This is a genomic window from Bifidobacterium psychraerophilum (assembly GCF_000741705.1).
Taxonomy (GTDB): Bacteria; Actinomycetota; Actinomycetes; order Actinomycetales; family Bifidobacteriaceae; genus Bombiscardovia; species Bombiscardovia psychraerophila.
Genome location: NZ_JGZI01000009.1, coordinates 59,618 through 82,777 on the forward strand (window position 1 = coordinate 59,618; position 23,160 = coordinate 82,777).

The 23,160-nt window shown below is 59.9% G+C and carries 17 protein-coding genes and 1 other RNA gene; 16 read left to right on the forward strand and 2 right to left on the reverse strand.

Annotated elements, in window-relative coordinates; all coding sequences use genetic code 11:
• The first annotated feature begins 39 nt into the window (after positions 1 to 39).
• From BPSY_RS12080 to leuA, 8 genes are all read left to right on the forward strand, one after another.
• Complete coding sequence (locus BPSY_RS12080; RefSeq protein WP_415926600.1) at positions 40 to 465, forward strand: Rv3654c family TadE-like protein; 426 nt, start codon at positions 40 to 42, stop codon at positions 463 to 465.
• A 73-nt stretch (positions 466 to 538) separates the two neighbouring features.
• Positions 539 to 3,271, forward strand: a complete 2,733-nt coding sequence (gene dnaX, locus BPSY_RS04160) for a DNA polymerase III subunit gamma/tau (protein ID WP_033494562.1) — start codon at positions 539 to 541, stop codon at positions 3,269 to 3,271.
• On the forward strand, positions 3,271 to 3,873 hold the full coding sequence (gene recR / locus BPSY_RS04165; RefSeq protein WP_033494570.1) for a recombination mediator RecR: 603 nt from the start codon (positions 3,271 to 3,273) through the stop codon (positions 3,871 to 3,873). Before dnaX ends, recR begins: the two co-directional genes overlap by 1 nt.
• 216 nt (positions 3,874 to 4,089) lie before the next feature.
• Positions 4,090 to 4,854, forward strand: coding sequence for an aspartate kinase (locus BPSY_RS04170; protein ID WP_034886651.1), 765 nt, complete (start codon positions 4,090 to 4,092; stop codon positions 4,852 to 4,854).
• Between the two features lie 96 nt (positions 4,855 to 4,950).
• Positions 4,951 to 5,523 carry an ACT domain-containing protein gene (locus BPSY_RS04175; RefSeq protein ID WP_033494572.1) on the forward strand — a complete coding sequence of 191 codons (573 nt, stop codon included), beginning with the start codon at positions 4,951 to 4,953 and terminating at the stop codon, positions 5,521 to 5,523.
• Position 5,524: 1 nt separating this feature from the next.
• Positions 5,525 to 6,595, forward strand: a complete 1,071-nt coding sequence (locus BPSY_RS04180; protein WP_033494574.1) for an aspartate-semialdehyde dehydrogenase — start codon at positions 5,525 to 5,527, stop codon at positions 6,593 to 6,595.
• Positions 6,596 to 6,725: 130 nt separating this feature from the next.
• Entirely contained in the window at positions 6,726 to 7,346 is a 621-nt protein-coding gene (locus BPSY_RS04185) for a DUF5701 family protein (protein ID WP_033494576.1), read from the forward strand.
• A gap of 196 nt (positions 7,347 to 7,542) precedes the next feature.
• A complete protein-coding gene (gene leuA, locus BPSY_RS04190; protein ID WP_033494578.1) occupies positions 7,543 to 9,450 on the forward strand; it encodes a 2-isopropylmalate synthase in 1,908 nt (635 codons plus the stop codon).
• A 120-nt stretch (positions 9,451 to 9,570) separates the two neighbouring features.
• On the opposite strand, the gene BPSY_RS04195 is transcribed toward leuA, so the two are convergent.
• Positions 9,571 to 11,820 (reverse strand): transglycosylase domain-containing protein, encoded by a 2,250-nt coding sequence (locus tag BPSY_RS04195; protein ID WP_051921696.1) that lies wholly within the window; start codon positions 11,818 to 11,820, stop codon positions 9,571 to 9,573.
• Positions 11,821 to 12,043: 223 nt separating this feature from the next.
• Here BPSY_RS04195 and BPSY_RS04200 point away from each other — a divergent pair, with 223 nt between their 5' ends.
• Complete coding sequence (locus BPSY_RS04200; protein ID WP_033494580.1) at positions 12,044 to 13,186, forward strand: inositol-3-phosphate synthase; 1,143 nt, start codon at positions 12,044 to 12,046, stop codon at positions 13,184 to 13,186.
• Between the two features lie 143 nt (positions 13,187 to 13,329).
• Here BPSY_RS04200 and glf read toward each other — a convergent pair whose 3' ends face one another.
• Positions 13,330 to 14,484, reverse strand: coding sequence for a UDP-galactopyranose mutase (gene glf, locus BPSY_RS04205; RefSeq protein ID WP_033494581.1), 1,155 nt, complete (start codon positions 14,482 to 14,484; stop codon positions 13,330 to 13,332).
• A 235-nt stretch (positions 14,485 to 14,719) separates the two neighbouring features.
• Here glf and ffs point away from each other — a divergent pair.
• The 7 genes from ffs (at position 14,720) to BPSY_RS04235 (ending at position 23,155) form a co-directional block, all read left to right on the forward strand.
• Positions 14,720 to 14,818, forward strand: an RNA gene (gene ffs / locus BPSY_RS11375) — signal recognition particle sRNA small type.
• 161 nt (positions 14,819 to 14,979) lie between these two features.
• Complete coding sequence (locus tag BPSY_RS04210; protein WP_051921697.1) at positions 14,980 to 15,996, forward strand: phosphatase PAP2 family protein; 1,017 nt, start codon at positions 14,980 to 14,982, stop codon at positions 15,994 to 15,996.
• A 95-nt stretch (positions 15,997 to 16,091) separates the two neighbouring features.
• Positions 16,092 to 19,016 carry a type I DNA topoisomerase gene (topA, locus tag BPSY_RS04215; RefSeq protein ID WP_033494912.1) on the forward strand — a complete coding sequence of 975 codons (2,925 nt, stop codon included), beginning with the start codon at positions 16,092 to 16,094 and terminating at the stop codon, positions 19,014 to 19,016.
• 4 nt (positions 19,017 to 19,020) lie between these two features.
• Positions 19,021 to 19,746, forward strand: a complete 726-nt coding sequence (gene tmk / locus BPSY_RS04220) for a dTMP kinase (RefSeq protein WP_033494582.1) — start codon at positions 19,021 to 19,023, stop codon at positions 19,744 to 19,746.
• Positions 19,743 to 20,903 carry a DNA polymerase III subunit delta' gene (locus tag BPSY_RS04225; protein ID WP_033494583.1) on the forward strand — a complete coding sequence of 387 codons (1,161 nt, stop codon included), beginning with the start codon at positions 19,743 to 19,745 and terminating at the stop codon, positions 20,901 to 20,903. Before tmk ends, BPSY_RS04225 begins: the two co-directional genes overlap by 4 nt.
• A gap of 81 nt (positions 20,904 to 20,984) precedes the next feature.
• Positions 20,985 to 21,527, forward strand: a complete 543-nt coding sequence (locus BPSY_RS04230; protein ID WP_051921698.1) for a YbhB/YbcL family Raf kinase inhibitor-like protein — start codon at positions 20,985 to 20,987, stop codon at positions 21,525 to 21,527.
• A gap of 86 nt (positions 21,528 to 21,613) precedes the next feature.
• On the forward strand, positions 21,614 to 23,155 hold the full coding sequence (locus tag BPSY_RS04235; RefSeq protein WP_033494584.1) for a C69 family dipeptidase: 1,542 nt from the start codon (positions 21,614 to 21,616) through the stop codon (positions 23,153 to 23,155).
• Positions 23,156 to 23,160: the final 5 nt, after the last annotated feature.

Here is a 23,160-nt window from a genome sequence, read left to right on the forward strand (position 1 = left end):
CATAGTGCGCGCCGCGCCTCCGATTGCGGATCCGGATCGATGGCGGGCGTGGTGCTGATACTGTGCATCGCGCTCTCGTTGACCGTGTTGGTAGCGGTGGGTAATGGGCTGATCTGTATGAACCGCGCGAGAAACACCGCAGATGCCGCGGCGTTGGCCGCAGCCTCCGCATGGATCCGGGGACGGTCCGAGCCATGCCTGGAGGCTGCGCGGATCGTGGCATCCAACGGTGCGCAGTTGCTGAGATGCGATATGGATGACGAGGATGCGTGGGTGGATGTTGCCGTGAGGACGATGGTCGCATTCATACCTCCGATCGAAGGGCGCTCCAGGGCTGGTCCCGAGATGTGCGGAGCAGCCTTCATCGAGCCTGCGCCATCGGGCCATGACCTCGCGGTGCAAGCGCATGTGCCGGCATTCACCTTGGGCGAAGCCACAAGTGGATGGGGGTTGTTAGTTTGGTAGCTCCTGAGTCGGTCGGATCCGACCCGGGGATTGTCGATGCCACGCTGGGAAGAGAGAACGGTAGATTAGAGGTATGGCTCTTGCACTATATAGGCGTTACCGTCCCGATACCTTCAGCGGAGTAATCGGTCAGGACCAGGTGACTGTTCCCCTGGGGCGTGCGCTCGATCAGGGCAAGCTCACACACGCGTATCTGTTCTCCGGCCCGAGAGGCTGCGGGAAGACCAGTTGCGCACGAATCCTCGCCCGTTGCGTGAACTGCGCCAAGGGCCCCACCAGCCATCCTTGCGGTGAGTGCGATAGCTGCAGGGACTTGGCAACAGGCGGCCCCGGATCCATCGATGTGGTGGAGATCGACGCGGCAAGCCACAACGGTGTCGATGATGCCCGTGAACTGCGCGAACGGGCGGGCTTCGCGCCGGCGCGAGACCGCTATAAGATATTCATCCTTGACGAAGCCCACATGGTGACCCAGCAAGGTTTCAACGCGATGCTGAAAATCGTCGAGGAACCTCCCGAGCATGTGATGTTCATATTCGCGACCACAGAGCCGGAGAAGGTAATCGGCACCATCCGTTCGCGCACTCATCATTATCCCTTCCGTCTGGTTCCGCCCGAAGTGATGGGACCGTATCTGGAAGAGGTCTGCTCCAAGGAGGGCATTCAGACCCAACAAGGGGTTCTGCGTCTGGCCATGCGTGCCGGTGGCGGGTCGATGAGAGATACATTGTCGGTTCTCGACCAGTTGATGGTCGGTGCTCAGGACAACACGGTGACCCTTGATTCAGCGGTCGCCCTGCTGGGTTTCACCCCCGAGACCTTGATCGGTGAGGCGGTCGATGCCGTTATCGACTGCGACGGCGAGAAACTCTACGGTGTGGTGCAAAAAGTCGTGGTCGGCGGTTTCGATCCAAGACGCTTCGTTGAGGATCTGCTTTCCAGAGTCCGTGATCTCCTGGTGCTTACACTGGGCGGTCAGCGCGCACAGAGCGTGCTCAGTGATGATGCGGAGGCCGAGAGCATGCAGGAGCTTGAGAGGCAGGCTTCGAGCCTCGGCCTGCAGGCGCTTACACAGATGGCCCAGATCATCAATGAGGCAGTTGCTTCGATGAGTGGGGCGACCTCACCGCGTATGCGTCTGGAGCTTCTGGCGGCGAAGCTGCTCGCCTACAGATTCGGCGAAGAGGAAGCCGCATCCGCCCCTTCGGCGGGTGGACAGGCGCAAGTGGCGGAGTCTGCCCCACACCCGCGGTCCAAGGGCGGTTTCGTGGGATCACGCCGTTCCGAAACGGCATCTTCCGGACCAGTGTCCTCTGGGCCGGCGCCTTCTGAAGCTGTGTCTTCTGGAGCTGTGCCTCCCCAATCGTCATCCCCCCAATCCTCGCCAGCGCACCCGGCTTCGACCGAACCGCGCCCGGCTCCGGTCAATACCTCAGGTGATGGCTCTGCCCCTCAGACGCAGCAGGACGGTGCCTCGACGCGCCAGGCGGCTTCGACGCAATCCGACCGTGGACAGGGCAGCACCTCCGCCACCGGTGCAGGGACGGGGGAAATGGCCGGGACAGGTGAGAAGACCGGCGAGGCGGAGGCCGTCGCGTCCTCCTCACCCGTAGAGGCGAAGGCTTCGGCGGGCCCCTCATACGGCAGCGTGGACGAGCAATGGGACGCCGTTGTCAAGGAACTGCCACAAGACGTGAAGGAATACGTCAGCAGAGACAAAGTCCCCAGTGTGGCTCTTGATGTTTCGACCTCAGGCAGGCAACGCCTGCGGATGACCTTCGACACACCTCTGAGTCAGCACGCATTCGCCCTGGCCGTGGCCAGCGAGGCGGTCGGTGGGGAAACCAGTATTCCGAAGATCGTCTTGCTGATGGTGAAGCACTCCTTCGGCGCGCAGACCTTCATAGCGCCATCACCCACCGCGGCGGATGGCGAAGCCGTGGAATCGACGCGAAAGATGTCACCTGAGCAGCTGGCTGACATCAAAAGACGCATAGCTCTCGATAAAGCGGGTCTATCCGCCGCCAATCTCGGCATGACAGGCAAGGTTGCGGGCAAGCCAACGGGCAATGCGGCGAATACCACGCAGCATGACGCTGCAGGAAGCAGGGCGCGGAACGCTTCCAGCAACGCGAAAGCCCCGGTGGCCCGATCCGGGGACACCACGATCGGCGGTCAGGACGATGGTGGTCAGGATGACGATGCCGCTCATCATCGAGGGGGGCACGTCGCCCGGCCCGCAGACGATGTGGATCCCTGGGCCACCCCCCAGCGGATGCCCGATGAGGCTGCGCCGGGCACCGATCAGGAGCGGATTCCCGAACATCATGTCAAGAAAAGCGTTTCGGTGCCCGACCTTTCGGATGATTCCGACCCTTGGCTGAATCCTTCGACCTCGGCGAAGGCTGTTTCCACGGGCCAGACGGCAAGCGATGATCCGCGCCAAAGCCAGGACGACGGCGGGCGCGACGATGGACTACAGACCGAACAACACTTTGTCGGGAACCCCGCGGCAGGGGCGTTCCACGCCGACAAGCCGCGCCCGGAAATCGCAGAAGAGGACAAAGCCCCGGCGGGCGTGCACGGCGGAACGGCGAATGGGGAGACGGCAGGGCCGGCAAACCCTCCGGTTTCGGCCGAGGATGACGTCTACACCATGCATGACAAGGCACTGAACAGCGGTACCGCTCTCGACCTCGATGCCCTCAAACAGATGTTTGACGTGAAACAGGTGGAGACCTTTGATTCGGATGACCCACTGAACCCCATCAATGTGGAGCACAGTAAGCAGCAAGGACACGAGTAATGGCATTGGCATATGACGGTGCGATCCAGGATCTTATCGACGGTTTCGCCAAATTGCCCGGAATCGGGCCGAAGGGCGCGCAGCGTATCGCCTTCTACATGCTGGGTACGGATATGCAGGAGGCCCAGGATCTGGCGGATGCGATCGTCACCGTGAAGATGAAGGTCAGATTCTGCGAGATATGCGGGAATGTGTGTGAAAGCAGCCCCTGTCCGATCTGCGAGGATCCAAGACGCGACCGAAGCGTCATCTGCGTCGTTGAAGAACCCAAGGACGTGATGAGCATCGAGAGAACACGTGAGTTCAAGGGTCTGTATCACGTGCTCGGAGGAGCCATCAACCCGATGGCGAATATCGCTCCCGCCGATCTGAGGATCGCCCAGTTGCTCAACCGTCTGAAGTCCGAGGAGGTCAAAGAGGTTATCCTCGCTCTGGATCCGAACATCGAAGGTGAGGCGACAACCACATATCTCAGCAGACTCCTCGGGCCACTTGAGTTGAAAGTCACCCGCCTGGCGAGCGGTTTGCCTGTCGGCAGTGATCTGGAATACGCGGATGAGATCACACTCGGACGTGCGCTCTCCGGACGGCGAAGCGTCTGAACGGCGTCCCCCGGGATCGCGGTCACATGCACCACGGTATCGCCCATAACGCGTGGGGACCCTGCCCGCCGCAAGGCGCACAGGCGTGTGACCGTGGCATTCGACTGCTCATATGCTGGGAGACGGCGGCTCTGAAGGTATGGGGACGCCTATAATCGTCCCAATTGCGTAGAATGTCGCCAAGCGGTGCAACACCAGCTGCGAGATTGGATAGAAGTGGCTCTTATCGTTCAGAAATTCGGCGGGTCCTCCGTCGCGGATTCGGATTCCATCAAGCGTGTCGCGAAGCGCATCATTGCGACCAAAAAAGCCGGTAATGATGTCGCCGTCGTGGTTTCGGCCATGGGTGACACCACCGACGACCTGATCGAGCAGGCGTTGGATATGGATTCCAACCCTCCCGCCCGTGAGATGGATATGTTGATGACCGCAGGTGAGCGCATCTCCATGAGCCTGTTGGCCATGGCCATTCATGCGCAGGGGGAGAAGGCGCATTCCTTCACCGGCTCACAGGCGGGTTTCATGACCGACGCACGCTATGGCGCCGCGCATATCCGTGCCGTGCATCCGCATCGCGTCGCGGAAGCGCTGAGCAATGGGGAGGTCGGTATCGTCGCAGGCTTCCAGGGGGTCAATCCCGATGGCGATGCGACGACTCTGGGCCGTGGCGGTTCGGATACGTCGGCGGTTGCCCTCGCGGTGGCGTTGCACGCCGACGTGTGTGAGATCTACACCGACGTGGATGGTGTGTTCACCGCCGATCCGCGCATCGTCCCGACCGCTCGCAGGATCCCGATGATCTCCTACGAGGAGATGATGGAAATGGCGGCCTCCGGATCCAAGATCCTGGCCCTGCGATGCGTGGAATACGCCCAACGCTTCCATATGCCCATCCACGTTCGCAGTTCCTTCTCCCATCGTTCGGGAACGGTGATCATCCCGCAGGGAGTGAACCCGGATACCGTGCCGAACTATGAGTGAGAGCCCACGTCCGCGCTTCACACACGAAGACGCGTAGGCCAGGGCTGTACCGAAGACCACAACAGAACAACACAGCAACATATATGAGGCGGATTCATGAATAATAACGATGAGAACAAATCAATGGGTGAACTGTTCCCCGATCTCAACGGTCCTGAGTCACCGGTGATTTCAGGTGTGGCACATGACCGCAGCGAAGCCCAGGTCACCCTGCGCGCCGTTCCTGACCTTCCCGGTGTTGCCGCCCAGTTGTTCACCATCCTCGCCGAGGGTGGCATCAACATCGACATGATCGTCCAGGCGGGCGCTGCCACAGGCACCGCCGACATCTCCTTCACGATGCCGCAGGCCCAGACCGACGCCGTTGAGACCTTGATGGAATCTCAGGCGAAATCCTTGGGATATGACAGCATCGAAGTCAACACCCAGGTGGGCAAGGTGACTCTGGTGGGTGTCGGCATGAAAACCCATTCGGGAATCACGGCCACATTCTTCAAGGCCTTGAGCGCCCAGAGCATCAATGTGCTGATGATCTCCACTTCGGAGATCCGCATTTCCGCGATGGTGCCTTTGGCCGATCTGGATGATGCGGTGCGTGCGATACATACCGCGTTTAATCTGGATGCAGAACAGATCGAAGCTGTCGTTTACGGAGGGACAGGACGCTGAAATGACGAGGATCAACGAACAGGGTGTAAATGTAGCGGTGCTGGGAGCGACCGGACAGGTCGGCATGGTGATGCGCAGGATTCTTGCGGAACGTGAATTCCCCGTCAAGGACCTCCGCTTCATCGCTTCATCCCATTCCGCAGGCCAGACCCTGCAGTGGGAGGGGCACGACATCACCGTCGAGGATGTCGAGCATGCCGATCTGCGTGGTATCGACATCGCCATCTTCTCGGCCGGTGGCGGCACCTCAAAGCTCTGGGCTCCACGATTCGCGGCCGAAGGCACCTATGTGGTCGACAATTCCTCGCAGTGGCGTATGCATGATGACGTGCCCCTGGTGGTCGCCGAAGTCAATCCGCACGATCTGGATGATGTGCCCGGCCGTATCGTCGCCAACCCGAATTGCACGACCATGGCATGCATGCCCGTGCTGAAACCGCTGGCGGATGCCTTCGGTCTCAAGCGTCTGATCGTCTCCTCATATCAGGCGGTTTCAGGCGCTGGGCGCGCCGGTGTCCTGCAGCTCAAGAACGAAGCGCAGGCCGCACTCGATCAGGGTGCCGACAAGCTCGTATTCGATGGTTCCTCCATCGATTTCCCCGAACCCACCAAAGTCGTGCGCACCATCGCCTTCGACGCGGTTCCCTTCATCGGCGCCCTGGTCGACGATGGCAGCGAAGAAACCGACGAGGAGCAGAAACTGCGCAACGAAAGCCGTAAGATCCTGCATCTGCCCGATCTCGCCGCCTCCTGCACCTGCGTGCGGGTCGGTGTATTCACCGCACACGGCATGAGCCTGAATGCCGAGTTCGAGAAGGATGTGACACCTGATCAGGCCCGTGAGCTGCTTTCCAAAGCCCCTGGAGTGGCTCTGAGCGACATCCCCACCCCGCTGCAGGCCGCAGGGAAGGACAACAGCTTCGTGGGTCGTATCCGTCAGGATCAGGCCGTTCCCGGACGCAAGGGTTTGGCATTGTTCGTGGCGAATGACAATCTGCGCAAGGGTGCCGCCCTGAACGCGATTGAAATCGCGGAGGTTATCGCCCAAAAGCATTTTTCGGAGCAGTTGTAAGCACATCCTTGTCATCGGCCGACGGCATGCAGGATGCGGATCCAGGCTTGAGGGGTCCGCATCCTGCATCCAGGGAAGAGATATAGCGGATGGCTCGGCCATAACATCGTGATGGTGAGATACTGGGGATATGTCGAAAGCATCGCAGGAAGCGCAACGTCAACTGGATCGAATCGTCGCGCTCGGTTACCCGGATGTGGCCGATATCAGCGCCGCAGCCTTCCGCGCCTTGGCCAAACCCCTGATTCGGGCCCTGGAACACAATGATCTTGGCGAGGGCATCCTGCTGGTGCCCACCAGGGAGCTGGTCTCGCCGGAATCGCTGATTTCACGAACCAGCATTAATCGCATGGCCGGTTTCACGACGATGCCTCCCCGCGATATCGTCAGTTTCATGCCTCAGGATGGTTTCGAACCACCGGAAGGTCCCTTCTATCTGGTGATCGAGCCGCACACGGGAACGGCGTATGTGAATCGCGAGCCGGATGTGGCCCGGAAACTCATAGATTCCGATGAACGTCTGCCCTTGACGTTGGAGGAAGGTCTGGCGATCGCCACGCAGCATCCTGAATGGCTGCGGGAGAAGAACGGTTTCAATCTTCTGGGGTCGCGAAGCACGGATGGACGTGTGCCAAGCATCTGGATGAGCCAGAACGCCCCAAGACTCGGCTCCGTCTGGCCGAACTCCAAACATACATGGCTGGGCAACGCCTACTGTCTGGCCCGTCGTGGCATCAGCCTGTTCCACTGACGGATCGGGTAGGCCGGCGGCCGTCTCCACGCTTTCGGAGTCTTATCGGGCTGACCGGTGCGAGATCCTCGGCATGGGGATGGGATATGAACGTTTGGGGCATGCGGAGCCCGCCTAGATTGTAGGATGGTCAATTGTGACGCGGCAGAGCGCCGTGTTTGTGGTGTGTATTCATCTCAGAAGCAAAGGAGGAAGTATGGATCGGGATCAATCATCCGTGTTTGATTTAGCCGCAGTAGCTGCGGGCTCCAACGGAGGGAATAATGACCGACTGCTGCCCCCAGCGCGATTCGTGGGCGCACCTCAACGGCCGAGCACTATGCCTTACACCAAATACGTCGCCTACGGCAAGCAGGTGCCCTTCGACTACCCGGATCGCACATGGCCCGGGAAAACCTTGAAAAGAGCCCCTCGTTGGTGTTCGGTCGATCTGCGTGATGGCAACCAGGCCCTGGTGGATCCGATGGATCCGGAGCGCAAGCTCCGCTTCTGGAACCTGTTGATGAGCATAGGCTTCAAAGAGGTCGAAGTGGGCTTCCCCTCGGCATCCTCAACGGATTATGACTTCATCCGTCTGCTGATCGAACGTGAACTCATCCCGGATGATGTGACGATAGTGGTGCTGACCCAGGCGCGTGAGCATCTGATCCGCAAGACCTATGAGGCCTTGCGTGGCGCCAAGCGTGCGGTCGTGCATTTCTACAATTCGGTTTCGGTGCTGCAGCGCGAGGTAGTCTTCCGCAAGGACAAGGAGTCCATCAAGAAGCTTGCGACGGATGCCGCCGAGCTCTGCAAATCCTTGGAGCATGATGCGGCAGGCACCGATCTCTACTATGAGTATTCGCCCGAATCCTTTTCCGGTGCCGAGCCGGAGTATTCGCTCGATGTGTGCAATGCGGTCATCGATGTGATCAAGCCGACCCCGGAGCATCCGATGATCATCAATCTGCCTAATACGGTGGAGATGACCACGCCGAATGTCTTCGCCGACCAGGTGGAATACATGTCGAACAATCTCAGCAACCGTGATTCGGTCGTGTTGTCCCTCCACCCTCACAATGACGAGGGCATGGCGGTTGCCGCAACGGAATTAGGCATGCTCGCGGGTGCCGATCGTGTTGAGGGATGTCTGCTCGGTAACGGCGAGCGCACCGGCAACGTGGATGTGTGCACGATCGCGTTGAACCTTCTGGTCCAGGGTGTCGACCCACAGCTTGACTTCTCGGATATGCCCGAGCTGCGTCGTACCGTCGAGTATTGCAATCAGATCAAGATCTCCGAACGCCATCCCTATGTCGGCAGCTTCGTGTTCACCGCCTTCTCCGGTTCGCATCAGGACGCCATCAAGAAGGGTCTTGAGGCGAGGCAGCAGGCCGCGTTGCGAGACAACGCCGATATCGAGAACTACCTCTGGCTCGTTCCTTACCTGCCGATCGATCCGAAGGATGTCGGGGGCAGCTACGAGGCCATCATCCGTGTCAATTCGCAATCCGGCAAGGGTGGTATGGCGTATCTGCTGAAGACCAACCACAACATCGATCTTCCCAAGCGCCTGCAGGTCGAATTCGATCGCATCGTCCAGCATTTCGCGGACGAGACGAAGCGTGAGGTGCGCGACGAGGATATCTGGAGACTCTTCAAGGATGAGTACCTTCCCATTGAGAAATCAGGAAGCACTGCCGCCGCTGGTGCGGTCGCGGATCGAGAGGACTCGAGTCTGAGTCAGTGGGGCCGTCTGAAACTGCTCAAGGTGAGTGTGAGTTCGGGTGAGGATGGTTCGGATACCGAACTCAAGGCGAGCGTTCTGGATCGTGGACTGACCGGCGTCGATGAGGCGGTGGAACGTCAGATCGAAGGCAAAGGCAACGGACCTCTCGATGCCTTCCTCAACGCGCTGAGCGCCCTTGACCTGACCATCTCCGTCCAGGATTACGTCGAGCACGCCATGACCGCGGGTTCGGACGCGCTCGCGGCCTCCTATGTGGAGTGCAAGGTGGGCGAACCCGCCGAAGAGCGTGTGATCTGGGGTGTCGGCATCGATTCCTCGGTTATCACCAGCACGCTGAAGGCCATCATCTCGGCGGTCAACCGCTTCGAGCGCTGAGGGTCAGCAGCCGAATACCAGAACAGTGTGCATATCCGCACGGGACACAGCGTATGTGTTCACTTGCGGATATGCACACTGTTCTTTGTGCGCTCCCACTCGGATTCCCGGAGAAGAATTCTAGCTGCCGGAAGTACTGGGAGATGGTGACGCACTTTCGGTCGACGTGTTTGTCGGAGCCTCAGTGCTCTGTTCCTGGGTGGGAGCGGCTGACGAACTCGAGGCGGATGCCGAAGGCGAGGCGGATTCGCTGGCGCTCGGTGAACTGCTGCTGCCACTCGAATCGGATTGCCGCCGGCTCTGCGAGCCGTCCGACTGCGATGAGGAGTAACCGCTGCCATAGCCCCATGTCCCGTCAGGTCCGCCGACCTTGCCGTTGTCGGTGGCGGTGGGGAACTGCTCATCCGCTACACCGGACAACGCCTGGCTCATGTATTCCGAGAAGAGATAGGCGGGGTACCCGGAGCCGTGCGAGTATCCGAGGAAGGTGGGCACTTTCTGCGCGCTTCCGTCATCGCCGGGGTACCAGATGCCGAATGTGGTGAGGACCGAAGGCGTGAAGCCCACGAAGCTCGCAGCGGTGTCGTCGTTCGCGGTTCCTGATTTTCCGGCCATCGTATTGCTGATGGAGTTCGCGACCTTGCCGGTTCCGTATTTGATGGTGCCGGTCAGCGCCTTTTGCAGCAGGGCGACGTCGTTGGAGTCGAAGACCTGCTCGGCCTTGGTCGTGGCCTTGTAGAGCTCCTTGCCCTTAGGGCTGTCGACGGTGTTGACGATATGCAGCGTGGTTTTATTACCGTCATTCGCGATGGTCGCATATCCTCTGGTGAGGTCGAGGGCACTCAGGGCGTCCACTCCCAATGCGTTGAATGTGGTCGTGTCGTCGATTTTCCCGGTGATGCCCGCGCTATGGGCGATCTCCGCGGTCTTCTTCGCCGTCACATGCTGGTTCAGATCCATGAACACGGTGTTGACCGAATGGGCTATAGCGGAATAGAGGTTCACCGTCCCGTAGCTGATGAGCCCGGAGTTCGCCACGGATTTCCCGACGCTTGTAAAGGTGCGTGGGGAGTTGCCGTTGAAGGTGGTGTTCAGACTCACATCGTCCTGGATCGCGCCGAGCAGGGTGAAGGACTTCATCGTGGAGCCGACCTGGAAGGTGGCCTGGGATACGTTGTTGAGTTGGTGCTTGAGATAGTCGTCCCCGGCATAGAGCGAGATGATCGAGCCGTCCTTCGGGTTGACGCTGATGCCGCCCACCTGCACACCCGAGGGAAGGCCTTTGTCGCCCGCCGAAGGGCTGGCCACCTGGTACATCAGGTCCTGTTTGGACTTGTCGATCGTCGTCACAATCGAATATCCGCCCGTTTCCAGCTCCTCCTCGGTGAAGGCCTTGTTGCTGACCAGCTCACTGCGCACCATGTTGAGCAGATAACCTTTCGGACCCGAATACACATTCTCCTGGGTATAGGCGATTGTGGTCGGCATCTTGGCGGCGGAACGGTCTTTGGCGCTGATGTACTGATCCTCCTGCATGATGTTGAGCACGCGTTTGAAGCGGATTTCGGCCTCTTTCGCGTTGATGGCAGGGTCCCAGGTGCTGGGTGCGGGGATGATGCCCGCGAGCATGGCCGCTTCCGGCATCGTCAGGTCCTTGGCGCTCTTGCCGAAGTAGTTCTCCGCGGCGGCCTGGATGCCATATGCCCCACGTCCGAGATATATGGTGTTCATGTAATTGCACAGAATGGTGTCTTTATCCTGCGTCTGGGTGATCTTCAGAGCGAGGAGGGCCTCCCTCAGCTTGCCGGTGTAACTCGTGGTCTCCCCGAGATAATATCGTTCGGCATACTGCTGGGTGATTGTGGAGCCGCCTTGTCTGGTGCCCTGCGTCACGTTGTTGAACAACGCTCTGCCGATGCCTTTGAGATCAAGTCCGTTGTCCTGATAGAAGCTGCGGTTCTCCGATGCGACGATCGCGTTGCCCACGTATTTGGGCAGGGTGGAGCAGTCGATGATCTCCCGGTTCTGTTCGGCGTATGAGCCGATCGGTGTTTTCCCATCGGAGTAATACACCGTGGTCTTCTGCGCGAGTGCGGTCGTTCCAGGTTCGGGAATCTCCGTGGTCGCATACAGGTATGCGAAGGCCGCGACGAATCCGATGATCAGGAAGCCCACCACGCCGAGTGTCCATTTGAGCAGCAGATGCTTCTTCTTGCCTTTGCCGTGTTTGGACGGGCGATGCTTGCCTGTCTGGTGAGTGGGTTTCCTCGATCGGGTGGAGCGCGAGCCGGATGTCCGTGACCTGCTGCCTGTGCCCTTTGAATCGGGATGTCCCGCGGTCGAACTGACGCTTCGGGTCTGAGATGCCATGCCCACCACGCTAACCCGTGCTCATGAAAAGCTGTCACCCGGCATCGAAATATCCATGATTCTCGTACGTTTTGTTCGTTCCTCGCGAAGAGGGAATGCTTTTCGAACACCGTGGGAAAATGTCTGAACTATGGCGAATGACGCTCCTTAACTGCCTTTATCAGGGTTCGCTATGTATGATTGAGGGTTGGAGTACTACATTCTTCATGTAAGAGGAGTTTTTATGAGCATCCGCGTTGCTATCGCCGGCGTAGGCAATTGTGCCTCGTCTTTGGTGCAGGGAGTCGAATATTACAAGGACGCCGAGGACGGTGCGAAGATCCCGGGCATCATGCACGCCAACTTCGGTGGATACCGGGTCCGGGACATTGAGTTCGTCACCGCCTTTGATGTTGATGCACTCAAGGTCGGCAAGGATCTGAGCGAGGCCATCGCCGCATCGCAGAACAACACCTATAAGTTCGCCGACGTCCCGAATCTCGGCGTCGAGGTTCTGCGGGGGCCGACCAACGACGGTCTGGGGGAGTACTACCGCCAGATGATCACTGAGTCCGATGCGGAGCCGGTTGACGTCGTCAAGGAGCTGAAGGACAAGAAGGTCGACATCCTCGTCAGCTATCTGCCCGTCGGATCCGAGGCTGCGGACAAGGCCTATGCCACGGCCGCAATGGAGGCCGGCTGCGGTTTCGTCAACTGCCTGCCTGTGTTCATCGCCTCTGACCCCGAGTGGGCGCAGAAGTTCCGTGATGCCGGTGTGCCCATCGTCGGCGACGACATCAAATCCCAGGTCGGCGCCACCATCACCCACCGCGTGATGGCCCGCCTCTTCGAGGATCGCGGCGTTCGTCTCGACCGCACCTACCAGCTGAATGTCGGCGGCAACATGGACTTCATGAACATGCTGCAGCGTTCGCGCCTTGAGTCCAAGAAGATCTCCAAGACGCGCGCGGTCACCTCCGTGGTCCCTCACGATATGGAAGAGCGCAACGTGCATATCGGACCTTCCGATTACGTGGCATGGCTTGATGACCGCAAGTTCGCCTTCGTGCGTCTGGAAGGCACCACCTTCGGTGATGTCCCTCTGAATCTGGAATACAAGCTTGAGGTATGGGATTCGCCGAACTCCGCCGGTATCGTGATCGATGCCGTTCGCGCGGCGAAGATCGCCCTGGATCGTCACCTTTCAGGACCGATCCTGGCTCCCAGCTCCTACTTCATGAAGTCCCCGGCAGTGCAGCATGAGGATAACGAGGCACGCTGTCTGGTGGAGGAATTCATCGAAGGCCGCGTGGAATCGACCGAAGCGCAGCTCAACGCCGATGTCGCCGCGGCCAAGGCCGCAGGCAAGGATGTGTGGCGCGCCTGAGGCAACTGTTGTGATTCGGCCCTTGAACCCGACGAAACAGCGGGTTCAAGGGCCGATTGCTTTCGCCGACACCCATGGGCCGTGTCGGCATCCCCAACCGGGACGGCGCAGGCGCCTGCGCCAGTGACCGTCCGGCGAGAGGATCAGAGCAAAGGCGCAACCTGCTTCTCGAAGCAGATCAAAGCACTGTTGATGACCTGGTGCATGTCGTAATAGGCGTAGGTACCGAGTCTGCCGCCGAAAATGACCTGTTCCTCGGCTTCGGCCTTCCTCTTGTACGCCTTGTAGAGCGCCCGATCCTCCGCTGTGTTCACCGGATAATAGGGTTCATCCCCACGCCGCGCGAAACGGGAATGCTCCTCCCACACCACCGTCTTCTCGTGATTCTGCCGATCCCGGCGCTCCGGGTTGAAGTTTTTGAATTCTATGGCGCGGGTGAAGGGCACATCCGAATCCGGGAAATTCATCACGGGGCAGCCCAGATGGTCATCCTCGTCATAGCGGCGTTCGGTGAAATCAACCGTGCGCCATTGCAAAGCACCCAATTCGTAATCGAAATAGCGATCGACGGGGCCGGTATAGATGACAGGCACCTTGCCGACGAGCGCGGTTTTGTTGAGTGCCTGGCCGGTGTCGAAGAAATCCGTGCCCAGATGCACGTGGATGCGTTCATCGTCGATCATGCGCTCGAACCATGCGGTATAGCCGTCTTTCGGGAGTCCCTCCCACGTGTCCCTGAAATAGCGGTTGTCATAGGTGAAGCGGACGGGAAGCCTTTTGATGATAGAGGCCGGCAGCTCGCTGGGATCGGTCTGCCATTGCTTGGCGGTGTAATTCTTGATGAAGGCCTCATACAAGGGACGCCCGATAAGGCTGATGCCCTGGTCGTTCAGATTCTCGGGGTCGGTCCCTGCGAGCTCACCGGCCTGCTCATTGATCAGGGCTTTCGCCTCCTGCGGTGTGTAATGCGCACGGAAGAACTGATTGATGGTGCCGAGGTTGATCGGCAGCGGATAGACCTCGCCGTCATGGGTAGCGTATACACGGTGCACATAGTCGGTGAAAGAGGTAAAACGGTTCACATAGTCCCATACCCGTCGATTCGAGGTGTGGAAGAGGTGGGCCCCGTACTTGTGGATCTCGGCGCCGGTCTCCTCATCGAGGTAGCTGTATGCGTTACCTCCGATGTGGTCGCGGATGTCGATGATCTCGACACGGGCGTCCGTGTGTTCGACGGCCTGTTGCGCAATGGTGAGACCAAACAGGCCCGCGCCAACAATCACCAGATCAGCATCCATATACAACCTTCGCTCGCATCGCTTCAGAATCACCCCAATACTACATTCCGTGATCCGACCTTTCCCTGCGACCATCAAGGGGACATCCCGGGACATGCCGCAAAGCGCCTAGGGGATGCTATCGAGCACCGGCCACGCAGGCGGCGCAGGATTCCGGATCCGTGCTGTCCGATACGCGCACAGTGGCATATCCGCTGTTCGCGGTTTGCGATAGTCGGGCATTCGGGTAGTATGGTCGGTGCTCCTACGTGGCGTTATGTCACCCAATCCCCCCAGGGCAGGAATGCAGCAAGGGTAAGTGGCCTCTGACGGGTGCGTAGGAGTTTACTCTTTTTACACCGCGGACAAGGTCCGCCACCGGTGTATCCGCCGTCACCTCGATCCCGGTCTGGCCCCTCCTCGCAATCATCTTGGCCCTGCGTATTCCTGTGAACGATGTGCAGGATTCGGCCGGCAATCAGCATGCCGGGAGCTGAGAGCCGTACAGTCATAGGTATGAGCAACATTTCTGATGTGCAAGATACCGAAGCGGGGCAGGAGGGCGCAACCCCGGCTGTCGAGGATCTGAGCGCGCAGCTCGCGCAGAGCGATCCGCTGATGATCCGCCCTCATCGTTCCTCACGGGTGCTGTGCGCCGTCATCGGCGTGGTGCTGCTGCTCGCCTCGGCCATAACGTGGTGGGTCGGTGTGCGCACGGTGACGGGGCAGGAATACGATGACCTGGTCTGGACGCATTTCCATGATGCCGTTCCCTCATGGCTCACGCCGGCGCTGAGCCTGTTCACCAACACCTATGCGGTACCCGCGGTTGCGGTCGTGCTGGCCGTGATCGTCATTGTGGTGTCGGTGCTGCGCAAGAGATGGTGGCTCCTGGGCCAGCTCTTCGTATTCATGGTGGTGTGTGCGGTGATCCCTCGATTGCTGAAGGGTGCGCTGCCTCGCCCGGTACTGATCAATTCGCTGGCAAGCCAGAGCAATTCGGCCCCATCGGGTCATACGCTTCTGGCCTGTGCGGCAGGCGTGATCCTGGTGTGTGCGGTGCCTCGGGCCTGGCGTGCCGTCGCGGCCGTGGTCGCGGTGGGGATATCCTTCCTGGTCGCACTGTCCGTCGTGGACGGCCAATGGCACCGTCCCACCGACACCATCATGGCTCTGCTGATTGCGGGTGGTCTGGCTTTCATCATGCTGGCATTCACCCGACGGTCGGGTATGGATGCGCTCGGTACGCGTATGTCATCGGCGAGTGTGCAAATCGTCTCGAGCGTGATGATCACCGCTGGCGTGCTTGCGTGTGCATATGGTGCCTATGTGGCGTGGCAGATACAGCCCGGTCTTGAGTTCAGCGCACAATGGGCACGTTCCGGTGCTCATATATCCTTCATGGTTATGCAGCTGGGGCTCACGGCACTGATCTTCGGTCTCCTGCTGGCGATGCGGCACATAACGGCCTCGCCCTTGAGCAAAATCGGTCTTGTGGGCGCCCCGCCCGCTCCCCCTCAAGGTGTGGCATAAGCTTTCGAAAGCTTCTGGAACACCGTTATGTAATGTTGCGTACGTCACATGAGTATGATTACCTGCGATGGACGATAGACGATAAGGAGATGTCGATGGCAACCGGCACGAAGCTCGTCATTGTGGAATCCCCCACGAAAGCGAAGAAAATAGGCGGATACCTCGGCGACGGCTATACCGTGATGGCATCTGTCGGTCATATCCGGGATCTCGCCCAACCTTCGCAGGTGCCGGCCGCGAAAAAAGCGCAGTTCGGCAAATTCGGCGTCGATATCGACGACGATTTCACACCGTATTACATCGTTGACGGCGATAAGAAGAAGACGGTGGCCGAGCTGAAAAGCGCATTGAAATCGGCTGATGAACTGTTCCTCGCAACTGATGAGGATCGCGAAGGGGAAGCCATCGCGTGGCATCTCGTCCAGACGCTGAAGCCGAAGGTTCCCGTCAGGCGCATGGTCTTCCACGAGATCACCCCCGAGGCGATCAAGGCTTCACTGAGCAAGACGCGAGACGTCGATGATCATATGGTCGATGCGCAGGAGACGCGTCGTGTGCTGGATCGGCTCTATGGCTATGAGCTTTCGCCGGTGCTCTGGCGCAAGGTCGGACCCGGATTGAGCGCGGGTCGTGTCCAGTCGGTGGCGACACGCCTGATCGTCGAGCGTGAGCGTGAGCGCATGGCATTCGTGCGCACCGCATACTGGGATGTGATCGCATCCCTGCTCCCCAAGGATCGGGATGGGCAGGATGGCGACGCGCAGGGCTTCGACGCCAGGCTCGTCCAACTCGACGGCAAACGTCTGGCGAGCTCCAAGGATTTTGACGAGTCGGGGAATCCGACGGCTGCGGCGGTGAAAGACGACGCGGTGCGTGTCGATCAGGAGCAGGCCGAGTCGTTGGCGCAGGACCTCAAGGACAAGGACTTCACGGTTCAAGGCATGGATACGAAGCCGTATCGCCGTCGTCCCCAGCCTCCGTTCACCACCTCCACGCTGCAGCAGACCGCGGGCAACAGGCTGGGTATGAGTTCACGCGCCACGATGCGTGCCGCTCAGGGCCTGTATGAAAACGGCCATATCACCTATATGCGTACCGATTCGGTGACCTTGTCGCAGGAGGCCATAGCGGCGGCGCGTGAAAGCGTTCAGGAGCGTTTCGGCAAGCAGTTCCTCTCCGAGAAACCGAAGCAATACACCACCAAGACGGCCGGAGCCCAGGAGGCCCATGAGTGCATCCGTCCGGCGGGTTCGCACTTCCGCTCACCTGACGAGCTGGCTGCCCAGCTTCCTCCCGACCAGCTGAAGCTGTATACCCTGATCTGGCGCAGGACCCTGGCATCGCAGATGGCGGATGCCACAGGTTCGACCGCGACGGTCAAAATCGAAGCGCAGAGCGCGAAGCACGGCACAGCCATATTCCAGGCATCGGGAACGGTTATCGAATTCCCCGGCTTCCTCAAGGCCTTCGGCGATGGCAAGCAACAGTCCCAGTCCGCCACGAAGCATGATGAGAAAGAGGGGTCACGCGCGGAGGAGAACAACGCCTCACTGCCCGTAATGGCCAAAGGCGATGTGCTGAGTGCTGAGGAATTGCGCGCTGACGGGCATGAGACGCAGCCGCCGGCACGCTATACCGAGGCGACCCTGGTCAAAACCCTTGAGGCCCGTGAGATCGGACGCCCGTCGACATATGCGAGCATCATCTCGACGATCATCGACCGGGGCTATGTGTATGAGCGTGGTCGCGCGCTTATCCCGTCCTGGCTGGCCTTCTCGGTGGTCACCCTCCTGGAGAGCAAGTTCCCGAAGTATGTGGACTACCAGTTCACCGCCCAGATGGAGAACGGTCTTGACATGATCGCCCATGGGAAGGAGAGCGGTAAGGATTGGCTCACCCGCTTCTATTTCGGTACGGGTGGAGAATCCGCCCATTCCGCCGAAGACGCCCACGAAGGCCTGCAACAGCAGGTCGCTCAGCTGGGCGAGATCGACGCGCGCGCAATCAACACCATCGAGATCGGTGATGGGCTTCAGGTGCGGGTCGGACGGTACGGCCCCTATCTTGAAGACACCGTTGAACTCGACGATGCCGGCAATCCGAAACGAGCCTCCATTCCCGAGACCATCGCGCCGGATGAGCTGACCGTGCAGGCCGGTCATGAATTGATCGCGAGCAATGCCGGAGGGCCGCGTGAACTCGGCAAGGATCCGAAAACCGGAGGCACCGTCGAGGTGCGCAAGGGACGTTTCGGACCATATGTCGCTTTGGTGCAGCCCGAGGAAGCCGCAGCGTCCGCGGTCGAGCAGGGCGCGGGAGAGGGCAAGACCAAGAAGCGGACGAAGAAAAGCACGGCGCCTAAACCCAAGATGGCATCGCTGTTCAAAACGATGGATCCTGAAACACTGACGCTCGAGGATGCCTTGAAGTTGCTGGGCCTTCCCCGGGAGGTTGGCACCATCGAGGAGCAGGATGCCGAGAGTGGGAAGACCACCGAGGCCTCCGTCACCGCCAACAATGGCCGGTACGGCCCGTATCTGACCAAAACCGCCGCCGATGGCAGTACCGACACCCGGTCTCTGGGCAGCGAGGACGAGATATTCCTGGTCGATATCGCCAAGGCGAAGGAGCTTTTCGCCCAACCCAAATACGGGCGTAAGGCCAGGGGCTCCGCCAAGCCGCCACTGCGCGAGCTGGGTGCCGATCCGGACAATGGGAAGCCCGTCACCATCAAAGACGGCTTCTATGGCGCCTACATCACCGATGGAGAGACGAACCGGACACTCCCCAAGCAGTACACTCCCGAAGCCATCGAAGCGGCCGAGGCCTTCCGTCTGCTTGCCGAGAAGCGTGCTGCCGGCCCCAGCAAGCGCAAGAGCCGTGGTACCCGCAAGTCGGTATCCTCGAAGTCCACCTCACGGTCATCGGCGAAGACCGCAAAGAAACCAACGAAGGCGACGGCCACGAGGAAAGCAACGAGCACGAAGCGAAAGAGCGCTTCTTCGAGCAAGCGTGGGTGAGGCTATGCCTGGAGTCTTCATATCCTTCGAAGGTGTCGACGGTGTGGGTAAAACCACACAGGTCAACCGACTGCGTGCATATGCGCTTGCCCAAGGCCTGGAGCCACTGATCACCAGGGAGCCCGGCGGGACTCCGGTCGGGCTCGCCATACGTGAACTGGTGCTGCACGGCATCGCCGCCTTCCCCTCATTCGCTGTGGCCGGAGGCTCGGATGTGGCCGATGACCATGATGATCTCAGCCCCCGGACCGAGGCCCTGCTCTACGCAGCCGACCGCGCCCAGCATGTCGCCCAGGTCATACGGCCTGCCCTGGAACGAGGGCATCTGGTGGTCAGTGATCGCTATGTTGATTCCTCCTTGGCCTACCAGGCCGGTGGGCGGGAACTGACCATCGAGGATATCCGGGGCTTGAGCGAGTGGGCCACAGGAGGTCTGATGCCGCAGCGCACCTATCTGCTGGACATGGATCCCGAGCAATCCCATGCAAGGCTGCACCATCAGTTGGATCGCCTGGAAGTCGCAGGAGATGATTTCCAGGAGCGTACGCGCCAGGAGTTCCTCAGACTCGCCGAAGCCGAAGCGCAACGCTATATGGTGCTCGATGCCACGCAATCCCCGGACGAGGTGTGGGAGCTCATCCAGGAGGACTTTGACGCCCTCATTGCGCGGCAGCGCGCACAGGATGCGTCGCAGGAGCCGGTGGAAGGCATGGAGGGGCGGCGATTGTGAGCGTCTGGGATGCCATCGTCGGCCAGCAGCCAACAGTGGATCTGCTCTCCCAGGTCTCGCAGGTGCATGGTGACCGACGTGACGCGCTCGCCCAATCGTGGCTGATCTGCGGCCCTCCCGGATCGGGGAGATCGAATGTGGCACGTGCCTTCGCGGCGGCCTTGGAAAGCCCCGATCATGGACTGGGCGATCAACCCACCAGAGTGACGCAGCAGGTGCTTTCGGGAACTCATCCGGATGTGAGCATTCTGGCAACCGACACGGTGACGATAGGCATCGATCAGGTGCGTGAGTTGATCTCCACATCGGAGCAGATGCCGAGCACCGCTCCGTGGAGGATCATCATCATCGAGGACGTCGATCGCATGATGGAACGCACCACGAATGTGCTGCTGAAGGAAATCGAGGAACCCGCCGAACACACGATCTGGCTGCTGTGCGCGCCGAGCCCGCAGGACGTGCTGCCGACGATTCGTTCGCGAACCAGAGCCGTGAATCTTGCCGTGCCCACGGGTGCGGCGGTGACGGCTTTTCTGATGGAGCACACGGATGCGGACAGACATGTGGCTGCACGTGCCGCGCGTCTGGCGGAAGGTCATATCGGGATCGCCAGATTGTATGCCACCAATGAGCGTGTCATGGCGGACAGGGACTCACTGGTGGTCGGCGTGCTCGATATGTCACGCACTTCGGATGCGGTCATGTTGGCCGAGAGACTGATCGACAGCGCCCGCGGGCAGGCTGAGGAGGATGTGGCGGCGCAGGTCACCGCCGAACAGCGCTCATTCCGCAGAGTCAACGGATTAGGTGAGGACGAGCGGATGCCCTCGAATCTGCGTTCGATGTACCATGCGATCAGCGCCAAAGAGGATATGCGGCGCAAAGTCACGCGTCGTTCGCGTGACGTCTTGGATCGCGCGCTGAATTCGGTTTCGAGCATCTATCGTGATGTGTGCGTGCTGCAGAACAACGCCGAGGATTCCGTCGGGCTGATCAACCTGGAGAACAGAACCGCAATAACCGAGCTCTCGGTTCGGCTCGATCGCGACCAAGCCATAGAGCGTCTGGGACGTATCGCCGTCGCACGCCGTCGCATCGCTGGGAATGTGGCGCCACAGCTCGTTTTCGAGGCGCTTTTCTCCAGCCTGGTCGTCTGAGCATCCATCCTTGTATGGAATGTTCGGGCTGATATCACCAATGGGCGATGGGCCTGGAAGGCATACTGGCATACTGGTTATATGAGGATTTCCAGTGATTTCACACAGATACCGGATGAATACGGCAAGTATGCCGAAGAAGCGGGGCGTCTGGACGGTGTCCCGGTGGTCTCCTTCCCCTTCATCGTCGAGGATGTTCCGCAGGATTGCACGGTACTGCATTGGGAACTGGTCGATCCCGATTCGATCCCGGTCTGCGGCTTCCAGTGGATTCATTGGTCTGTGGCCAATCTGTCGGTGGCGGAGCTCGGACCCGAAGAAGGCACCGTGCATGTTCCCGCCGATCTCTCACGCCGGCAGCAGATGATCGCACCGGGCGCCATCCAAGGACGAACCTCGGCCGCATCGCCGTTCGTCGGCAAAAGCAACCCTCAGGTGACCATGCGGTACAACGGGCCCCAACCGCCTGATCGGAGCCATGAGTATCTGCTGCGGGTCTGGGCGGGCTCTCGACCCTTGGATGGGCTTCGGGAGGGTTTCTGGCTCAACGAGATGGAACGGGCGCTCCGCGCCTCGCATGCCTACCAGGCCTACGCCACCCTGCTACTGCCGAGCAGGGCTTAGCCGCCCGCCGAAGCGGACCGTTTGGCTTAGCCCGGCACTAGAGTATGCAGGGAAAGCGTGAGTCGTTGTCGGAAAGGAAGTCACGCATGTCCTGCACCACAATTCTGGTCGGCAAGAATGTCAGCTACGATGGGTCCACGATTATCGCCCGCAACGAGGATTCCGGGGATGGGGAGTTCGAAGCCAAGCGTTTCGTCGTCGTGCAGCCGGATGAGCAATCGCGTCATTACACCAGCGTCATCAGTCATCTGAGCATCGATCTTGACGATGTGTATCCCGATGATACGGCGATGAGATATACCGCGATGCCCGATGCGGTGGCCAAACAGGGCATCTGGGCAGAGGCCGGGGTCAATGCCGAGAACATCGCGATGAGCGCGACCGAAACGATCACCAGCAATGAGCGTGTGCTCGGGGCGGATCCGCTGGTGCAGTATGCGGGCGCCAAGGGAGAGCCGGGCGACGAAGGCTACGAGGCCGAGGTTCCGGGGGGTATCGGCGAAGAGGATATGGTGACCTTGGTGCTGCCATACATCCACTCGGCGCGTCAGGGAGTCGAACGTTTGGGATCCCTGCTTGAGCGCTATGGCACCTACGAGATGAACGGCATCGCTTTCAGCGATGTGGACGAGATCTGGTGGCTTGAAACAGTGGGCGGCCATCATTGGATCGCGAAACGCGTGCCCGACGAGGCCTACGTGACCATGCCGAACCAGCTGGGTATCGATGAATTCGACATCGACGATGCCTTCGGCGAGCAGGATTCACATATGTGCTCCGAGGATCTGCGCGAATTCATCGCTGCCAACCACCTCGACCTTTCGGTGGAGAGCACCTCACCGTTCAACCCCCGTGACGCATTCGGCTCGCATTCGGATTCGGACCATGTCTACAACACGCCCCGCGCGTGGTTCATGCAGAGATATCTCAATCCCTACGACGAGGTCTGGGACGGGCCTGATGCGGATCATTCCCCGATGTCCGACGACATCCCGTGGGCGCGTCAGCCTGAACGCAAAATCACCATCGAGGATATTCGATACGTCTTGGCATCGCATTACCAGGGCACGCCATACGACCCATACGGCAAGTTGGGTGATGAGCGTACACGCGGCCTGTTCCGTCCGATCGGCATCAATCGCAACGGGCAGCTTGCGGTATTGCAGATACGTCCGTATATGCCGGAGTCATGCAGGTCTTTGCAGTGGATCGCATATGGTTCGAACGCCTTCAACACCCTGGTGCCCTTCTACTCGAATGTCGACGGAACTCCTGCGTACCTGGGGGACACGACCGGTCGAGTGACAACAGAGAACTTCTACTGGGCGAACAGGGTGATCGCCGCCCTGTGCGACCGGGCCTACGGCAAAACCGTCAGCGCCGTGGAGAGCTATCGGCAGGCCACGGGGGCGGCCGGTCACCAACTGGTCAAGGCCGCCGACGAACAGGTGGCCCGTCTGGGTTCACAGGACACCTCCACAGCCAATACGGAAGTCCGTGGGATTCTGGGTACCGCCAATGAGACGATGGCCAAACAGCTCAAAGAGGCCACGGATGCATTGCTGGACGGCGTGCTGTTCACCGCCAGCATGGATATGCATAATAGCTTCCGCATGTCGGACAACTGAGGCGG

What these genes read in the sequence shown, in the direction of transcription:
- BPSY_RS12080 (WP_415926600.1), top strand. Translation starts at nt 40, where the DNA reads ATGGCGGGCGTGGTGCTGATACTGTGCATCGCGCTCTCGTTGACCGTG.
- dnaX (WP_033494562.1), top strand. Translation starts at nt 539, where the DNA reads ATGGCTCTTGCACTATATAGGCGTTACCGTCCCGATACCTTCAGCGGA.
- recR (WP_033494570.1), top strand. Translation starts at nt 3,271, where the DNA reads ATGGCATTGGCATATGACGGTGCGATCCAGGATCTTATCGACGGTTTC.
- BPSY_RS04175 (WP_033494572.1), top strand. Translation starts at nt 4,951, where the DNA reads ATGAATAATAACGATGAGAACAAATCAATGGGTGAACTGTTCCCCGAT.
- BPSY_RS04180 (WP_033494574.1), top strand. Translation starts at nt 5,525, where the DNA reads ATGACGAGGATCAACGAACAGGGTGTAAATGTAGCGGTGCTGGGAGCG.
- BPSY_RS04185 (WP_033494576.1), top strand. Translation starts at nt 6,726, where the DNA reads ATGTCGAAAGCATCGCAGGAAGCGCAACGTCAACTGGATCGAATCGTC.
- leuA (WP_033494578.1), top strand. Translation starts at nt 7,543, where the DNA reads ATGGATCGGGATCAATCATCCGTGTTTGATTTAGCCGCAGTAGCTGCG.
- BPSY_RS04195 (WP_051921696.1), bottom strand. Translation starts at nt 11,820, where the DNA reads ATGGCATCTCAGACCCGAAGCGTCAGTTCGACCGCGGGACATCCCGAT.
- BPSY_RS04200 (WP_033494580.1), top strand. Translation starts at nt 12,044, where the DNA reads ATGAGCATCCGCGTTGCTATCGCCGGCGTAGGCAATTGTGCCTCGTCT.
- glf (WP_033494581.1), bottom strand. Translation starts at nt 14,484, where the DNA reads ATGGATGCTGATCTGGTGATTGTTGGCGCGGGCCTGTTTGGTCTCACC.
- BPSY_RS04210 (WP_051921697.1), top strand. Translation starts at nt 14,980, where the DNA reads ATGAGCAACATTTCTGATGTGCAAGATACCGAAGCGGGGCAGGAGGGC.
- topA (WP_033494912.1), top strand. Translation starts at nt 16,092, where the DNA reads ATGGCAACCGGCACGAAGCTCGTCATTGTGGAATCCCCCACGAAAGCG.
- tmk (WP_033494582.1), top strand. Translation starts at nt 19,021, where the DNA reads ATGCCTGGAGTCTTCATATCCTTCGAAGGTGTCGACGGTGTGGGTAAA.
- BPSY_RS04230 (WP_051921698.1), top strand. Translation starts at nt 20,985, where the DNA reads ATGAGGATTTCCAGTGATTTCACACAGATACCGGATGAATACGGCAAG.
- BPSY_RS04235 (WP_033494584.1), top strand. Translation starts at nt 21,614, where the DNA reads ATGTCCTGCACCACAATTCTGGTCGGCAAGAATGTCAGCTACGATGGG.